General features: G+C 74.3%; 8 protein-coding genes. 5 read left to right on the top strand and 3 right to left on the bottom strand.

The genetic code is table 11. The features are described 5' to 3' along the window. Nucleotides 1-192: TCP-1/cpn60 chaperonin family protein (locus tag HT134_RS18790; protein WP_281387538.1), on the bottom strand; the 192-nt coding region annotated here is incomplete at its 3' end. 201 nt (nt 193-393) lie between these two features. Between HT134_RS18790 and HT134_RS18785 the strand changes: the two genes are divergently transcribed. The 3 genes from HT134_RS18785 (at nt 394) to HT134_RS18775 (ending at nt 2,939) form a co-directional block, all read left to right on the top strand. Beyond that, a complete protein-coding gene (locus HT134_RS18785; RefSeq protein ID WP_175601652.1) occupies nt 394-990 on the top strand; it encodes a TetR/AcrR family transcriptional regulator in 597 nt (198 codons plus the stop codon). 264 nt (nt 991-1,254) lie between these two features. Next, nucleotides 1,255-1,881 carry a TetR/AcrR family transcriptional regulator gene (locus HT134_RS18780; RefSeq protein ID WP_246364517.1) on the top strand — a complete coding sequence of 209 codons (627 nt, stop codon included), beginning with the start codon at nt 1,255-1,257 and terminating at the stop codon, nt 1,879-1,881. Next, complete coding sequence (locus HT134_RS18775; protein WP_217707996.1) at nt 1,878-2,939, top strand: SDR family oxidoreductase; 1,062 nt, start codon at nt 1,878-1,880, stop codon at nt 2,937-2,939. The genes HT134_RS18780 and HT134_RS18775 overlap by 4 nt, the downstream gene beginning before the upstream one ends. Nucleotides 2,940-3,093: 154 nt before the next feature. Here the strand turns inward: HT134_RS18775 and HT134_RS18770 are convergent, their stop codons facing one another. After that, the gene (locus HT134_RS18770) at nt 3,094-3,582 is read right to left on the bottom strand and encodes a winged helix DNA-binding protein (RefSeq protein WP_175601651.1); all 489 of its coding nucleotides are present in this window, start codon (nt 3,580-3,582) and stop codon (nt 3,094-3,096) included. A 29-nt stretch (nt 3,583-3,611) separates the two neighbouring features. Next, nucleotides 3,612-4,499: an NmrA/HSCARG family protein gene (locus HT134_RS18765; protein WP_175601650.1), complete on the bottom strand. Its 888-nt coding sequence runs from the start codon at nt 4,497-4,499 to the stop codon at nt 3,612-3,614. Between the two features lie 106 nt (nt 4,500-4,605). On the opposite strand from HT134_RS18765, the gene HT134_RS18760 reads away from it, so the two are divergent. Together HT134_RS18760 and HT134_RS18755 are read left to right on the top strand one after the other, a co-directional pair. Then, nucleotides 4,606-5,115 carry a MarR family winged helix-turn-helix transcriptional regulator gene (locus tag HT134_RS18760; RefSeq protein ID WP_175601649.1) on the top strand — a complete coding sequence of 170 codons (510 nt, stop codon included), beginning with the start codon at nt 4,606-4,608 and terminating at the stop codon, nt 5,113-5,115. Nucleotides 5,116-5,180: 65 nt separating this feature from the next. After that, complete coding sequence (locus tag HT134_RS18755) at nt 5,181-6,227, top strand: class I SAM-dependent methyltransferase (RefSeq protein ID WP_175601648.1); 1,047 nt, start codon at nt 5,181-5,183, stop codon at nt 6,225-6,227. Nucleotides 6,228-6,253 lie beyond the last annotated feature (26 nt).

Here is a 6,253-nt window from a genome sequence, read left to right as displayed (position 1 = left end):
GTCCTCGAGCTCGATCTCCTTGGCGATGGAGACACCGTCGTTGGTGATCGTGGGGGCGCCCCACTTCTTCTCCAGCACGACGTTGCGGCCCTTGGGGCCGAGGGTCACCTTGACGGCGTCGGCGAGCCGGTTCATGCCGCGCTCCAGGCCGCGCCGGGCGTCCTCGTCGAACGCGATCATCTTCGAGGTCATCGCTGCTCCTGCTCAGGTTGGGGGCATGCCGGGACGGCGCCCGCGACGGACGGCCCGCCGGGCACGACGGTCCTCGCCCTCCCGGCACACGTGCGGTTGGCACTCTCGACAGGTGAGTGCCAGGCGTCTCCCGCACTCTATCCACAAACTTGCGTGGCGCGCATCAAGTGCGTGGCACGCAACATCGGTTAGAGTGTCCTCATGAACGACGACGCCATGGATCTGCGGGCGCGCAACAAGCGGGCCACCCGGGACGCGATCAGCAACGCCGCGCTGCGCCTGGCCATCGAGCAGGGCCCCAGCGGGCTGGCCCTGGTGCGCGTCCAGGACATCGCCTCGGCCGCGGGCGTCTCCCCCCGTACGTACAACAACTACTTCTCCAGCCGGGAGGAGGCGATCTGCGCCCTCCAGGCCGACCAGTCGAGACGCGCGGGGCAGGCGCTGCGCGCGCGGCCCGCCGGCGAGCCGCTCGAACAGGCCGTCGTCGCCGCGATGGTCGAGCTCTACACCGACCCGGAGCCCGACCGGGCCGGGCTGCGCATGATCATGTCGACGCCCGAGCTGGAGGGCGAGGCGCTGAAGGCGTTCACCATGGCGGAGGGTCCGCTGGCGGAGGCGATCGCGGCGCGCACCGGCGCCGATCCCGCACGCGACCTGTTCCCCGCCGTCACGGCCGCCTCGGTCGCCGGCGCGGTCCGCGTGGCCGGACGCCACTGGCTCGCGCCGGGCAACACCGACTCCTTCGCCGCCGTCCTGACCCGCGCCCTGTCCTGCGCCTTCCGCGCCACCCCGTCCTGACCCACGCCCTGTCCTGCGCCTTCAGCCGTCCTGGTGCGGAGTGAAGCCGACATCGCCCGACGCCTGGCAGCGATGCCCTGTCGGGAAGGCCGCCTGACCCGCCGTGGCCCTGCTGATGGCCGACGGCTCCACGGACGGGGACCGCTACGAGGACGCGGGCGAGAACGGGCCGGCCGCGGCGATCCGGTCGGAGCGCTGTTCACCCTCGAACCGACCGCGAGCTTCGGCTCGCGAAAATATATAGACTGGTCTATTATCTCGCGCATGACGGAAACGAAGGGCGCCCGGACCAGTGCGCGGCTGGTGGAGGCGATGCTGGAACTGATCCAGGCCAGGGGGTACGCCGGCACGGGCCTCAACACCGTGGTGGAGCACGCGGGCGCCCCCAAGGGCTCGCTGTACTTCCACTTCCCCGAGGGCAAGGAGGCCCTCGGGGAGAGGGCCGTGGAACTCGCGGCCGGACGGTTCCGCGACCTGCTGGCCGAGTCGGCGACGGCCCCGGAAAGCCCGGCGGGCCGGGCGGAGGGCGCCGGGGCCGTGGTGTGCCGGGTGATCGACGTGCTGGCCCGGATGGTCGAGGACAGCGACTACCAGCTCGGCTGCCCGGTCTCGGTGGTCACGCTGGAGATGGGCGCGCAGAGCGAACGGCTGCGCGACGCCTGCGCGAACGCCTTCGACTCGTGGATCACGCCCGTGGCCGAGCACCTCGCCGCCCACGGCCGCCCCCTCCCGGAGGCCCGCACCCTGGCGACGGCCGTGGTCAGCACGGTGGAGGGCGCGATGATCGTCTCGCGCGCCCAGCGGTCGGTGGAGCCGTTGCGCTGCGCCGCCCACGCCGTCACCGTGCTGCTGGACGGGCGCGACGCCGCGACCGCGAAGGCGTCCTGGTGAGGCCGGCGGAGCGGCACGCCCTGGTGTTCGGGGCGACCGGATTCGTCGGCCGCCACCTGGTCCTCGCCCTCGGCCGGGCCGGGGTGCGGGTCAGCACGGCCACCCGGAGCGGTGCGTCGTACCGGCGGCTCGCCGCCTGGCTGGCCGGGCACGGTCACCACCCGGCCCCGGCCGACCTGCGCGTCGACTTCGACGCGCCCTCGCTCATCCGGGACGACGTCACGGCGTGGGACGACGTCACCGAGGTCCACAACTGCGCCGGCGCCTACCGGTTCGGGATGACGGCGGAGGAGGCGCGCCACGCCAACGTGGACAGCGTCCGCGCGGTCGTCGCGTTCGCGGCGCGGCTGCCGCGGCTGCGCCGCCTGGTCCACGTCTCCGGCTACCGGGTGGGCGGGCAGGATCCGGCGCTGGTCCCCTGGAGCGACGAGCGGCGGCGGAGTGTCTACCGGGCGCTCGGCGCGTACGAGGCGTCGAAGGTGGAGGCGGACGCTGTGCTGCGGGCCGTCGCGGACCAGGCGGGCGTCCCGTGGTCGGTCGTGAACCCGTCCAGCGTGATCGGCGACAGCGTCACCGGCGAGTCCGACCAGCTGCTCGGGCTCGCGTCGAGCGTGGAGGAGATCTGGCGGGGCGCCATGCCGGCGCTGCCGGGCGGGGCGCGTACGTTCGTGCCGGTCGTCACGGTGGACCACCTGGCCCGGTTCATGACCCTGCTGCCGGTGGACGAGAGCGCCGAGCGCGGCTCGTACTGGGTGCTCGACGACGACACTCCGCCCCTTCCCGACCTGCTCGCCCTCGTCGGGCGGCACTACGGGGTCAAGGTGCCGCGGGCGCGCGTGCCCGTGCCGCTCCTCAGGCGTCTGCCCCGCCGGATCACCAGGACGGACCCGGAGACGCTGACGTTCCTGTCGAGCGACCGCTACCCGACCGGGCCCGCCAACGCCCTGGCGGCCCGGCACGGCCTGACCATGCCCGACGTCACCACCTCGCTCCTGCGCTGGGCCGACCACCTGGCGGCGCACCATTTCGGACGCGACAGGGCCGCGGCGACGCCCTAGGGACGCCGGCTGCGCCGAGGACCTCCCGCGGAGCGCGCCTGGGGCCGGGATCGCGTGGTGGGCGAGCCGCCCGCCGCCGTGCCCGCCCATGACGCGGCGGCCCGGATCGCGGGCGGCCACTACGACATGGGGACGGGGTGACGCGGCTCGGGCGTCACGGCGTGGCGACGTGCGGGTCGCGGGCCGGTTCGAGGTTGGCCGTCATGCGTTCGAGGACGCTGACGGCCGTGCGGTACTCGCCGGGCGAGATGCCCGTCATGGACAGCTCGCGGAACGCGCCGACCCGCTCGGCGACCCGGGCCAGGCGCGCGGCGCCGTCGGGGGTGAGGGCGAGCCGGCCGGGCGCGGGGCGGGCCGCCCAGCCGCCGGCCAGCACGGCGTCGATCGCGGCGGCCAGCGCGGGGGCGTCGCCGTTGGCGGCGAGCACCGACAGGACCTCGTCGTCGGTGACGCCGGGCGCGTCGTGGACGTCACCGGCGGCCGGCGAACCGTTCCCGACGACCCCGGTGGCCCGCGAGCCGTCGTGGACGACGTTCAGCACCTGCCAGGCGAGCCGGGTCAGGCCGAACTCCGCCAGCATGCCGTTCATGTGGCGGGTGAGGGCCTGGTCGGCGCGGTTGAGCCAGTAGCCGATCGGTTTCATGGAGGGTGCTCCGTTCAGTGGCGGGGGACTCAGTGGCGGGAGACCGCGGGCGGGGACGACAGGAGGGCGGGCCAGTCCTGGGCGGCCGCCCAGTCGGCGAAGCCGTGCCAGCCGACCTCCGGGTGGTCGCGGCGCAGCCCGGCGACGTCCACGTCGAGGCCCACCTCGGTGAAGTACGCGAACATGGCCGCCAGGTCGTCCGAGCGCTGCCTGACGTACGCGAGAGGCACCTCCCGGTGGACGATCGGGGCGCCGACGGCGGCGGCGAGGATCTCGGCCATCTGGCCCGGCGTGCGCTCGTCGGAGGCGATGTCGACGCGGCGGCCGGTGAACTCGCCGCGGCGCCGGAGGACCAGCGCGGCGAACGCGCCGATGTCGGCGGCGGGGATGAGCGCGAGCGGCCGGTCGGCGGGCATCGGCCAGGCGAACGTGCCCTCGCGCAGCCCGTCGAGGGTCCAGCCGCTCGCGTAGTTGTCCATGAACGCGGCCGGCGCGATCACCGTCCACGGCACGCCGGAGTCGCGCAGGTGCCGTTCGACGAGCCGCTTGCTCTCGTAGTGCGGGACACCGGTGTCGCGGTCGGCGTGGGCGGCGGAGGTGAGCACGACGTGCCCGAGGCGGGCCGCCGCCGCGGCGTCGACGAGGGCCTTGCCCTGCCGGACCTCGGTGGCGACGTCGGTGCCGAACGGCGTGGTGACCGCGAACAGCGCGTCGGCCCCCGCGAGCGCGGCGTCGAGGGAGGCGCGGTCGTCGAAGCCGGCGCGGCGGACGTCGGCGCCGAGGGCCTTGAGCGCCTCGGCGGCGGGCGAGCCGGGGTCGCGGGTGAGCGCGCGCACCCGGTGGCCGCTGTCGAGCAGGGCGCGGGCGGTGGCCCCGCCCTGGGCGCCGGTGGCGCCGGTGACGGCGACGGTGAGCATGAGGGTCTCCAGGTTGGTAGAATTGCTGCACGGCGCATTAGTTGCGCCGTGCAGCAGATTAGCATGCGAATCGCTGCGTCGCACAGCTATTTGGACGGTGATCGCGATGACGGACCCGCGCCGGGAACGGCTGTACGAGGAGCTGGCCATGGCGTCGCGCCGCTACATGGCGGCGTACGTGCTGTTCAACCAGGCCGTCGCCGACCACCTCGGGCTGCACCCGACCGACGTGCAGTGCCTGAGCCTGCTGACGGCCGCGCCCGAGCCGCTCACGGTCAAGCAGATCGCCGAGCTGACCGGCCTGACCACGGGCTCGGCGACCCGCCTGGTCGACCGGCTCGAACGCGGCGGCTACGTGGCCCGCACACCCGACCGGCAGGACCGGCGCCGGGTCCTCGTCGCCCCGGTCACCGAGCGCCTCACCCACGTCAGCGCGCTCTGGGACGACCTGGGCACCTCCTGGCAGGCGCTCTACGACGAGCACACCGAGGAGGAGCTGGAGGTGATCACCCGGCACATGCGCCGGGCGCACGACCTCAGCCAGGTCCAGATGGAACGCCTGCGCGCCCGGCCGAAGCCCGGCCGAAGCCCGGCCAAACCCCCGCAACGCGGATAACAACCGTGTGACCAGGGCAAACTCCCCCGTGTCAGGACCCTCTGGCGGGGAGGAGGCCATCCGCGATGGACGACGACAAGGTGACGGAGTTCCTGGGCAGGGTCGTGAGCGACCTGGGGGCGACCCAGGCGGCGGGCTCGGTCGTGATCGGCCACCGGCTGGGCCTGTATCGCGCGCTCGCCGAGGGGCCCGCGACCCCCGAGGAGTTCGCCGGGCGCACCGGGTGCCACCCGCGCTACCTCACCGAGTGGCTGAGCGGCCAGGCCGCCGGGGGGTACCTCTCCTACGACCCGGGCACGGGCCGGTTCTCGCTGTCGGAGGAGCAGGCGTTCTGCCTGGCCGACCCGGCGGGGCCGAACCTGCCGGCCGCGTACCTCATCGCGCTCGGCATGCTGCGCGCCGAGCCGGACATCACCGAGGCGTTCCGCACGGGCGCGGGCTTCGGCTGGCACGAGCACGCGCAGGACGTCTTCGTCGGGTGCGACGCGTTCTACCGGCCCGCCTACGTGGCGGCCCTGGTGTCGAGCTGGATCCCGGCGCTGGCCGGGACCGAGGAGAAGCTGCAGGCGGGGGCCCTGGTCGCGGACGTCGGCTGCGGCCTCGGGTCCTCCTCGATCCTCCTCGCGCAGTCCTACCCGCGCACCACCGTCGCCGGCTCCGACTACCACCCCGAGTCCATCGAGCTGGCCCGCGAGCGCGCCGCGGAGGCCGGGGTGGACGACCGCGTCGACTTCGAGGTGGCCACGGCGCACACCTTCACCGGCGCCGACTACGACCTGGTGACGATGTTCGACTGCCTGCACGACATGGGCGACCCCCTGGGAGCGGCCCGGCGGGTGCGGGAGGCGCTGGCCGCGGACGGCACGTGGCTGCTGGTCGAGCCGTACGCCGGCGACGCGGTGGAGGACAACTTCACCCCGGTGGGGCGGCTGTACTACAGCGCGTCCACGTTCCTCTGCGTGCCCAACGCCCTGTCCCAGCCGGGCGGGTACGCGCTGGGCGCGCAGGCGGGCGAGGCGCGGATGCGCGAGCTGACCCGCGAGGCGGGCTTCACCCGGTTCCGGCGGGCCGCGCAGACGCCCTTCAACCTCGTCTACGAAGTCCGGCCGTAGCCCGCCGCGGGGATCGGCTGTTGACA

It is taken from the genome of Nonomuraea rhodomycinica (assembly GCF_013363995.1).
In the GTDB taxonomy this organism is placed as follows: Bacteria; Actinomycetota; Actinomycetes; order Streptosporangiales; family Streptosporangiaceae; genus Nonomuraea; species Nonomuraea rhodomycinica.
Note: the sequence above shows the minus strand (reverse complement) of the source record. Positions and strands in the feature narration are given on the sequence as shown.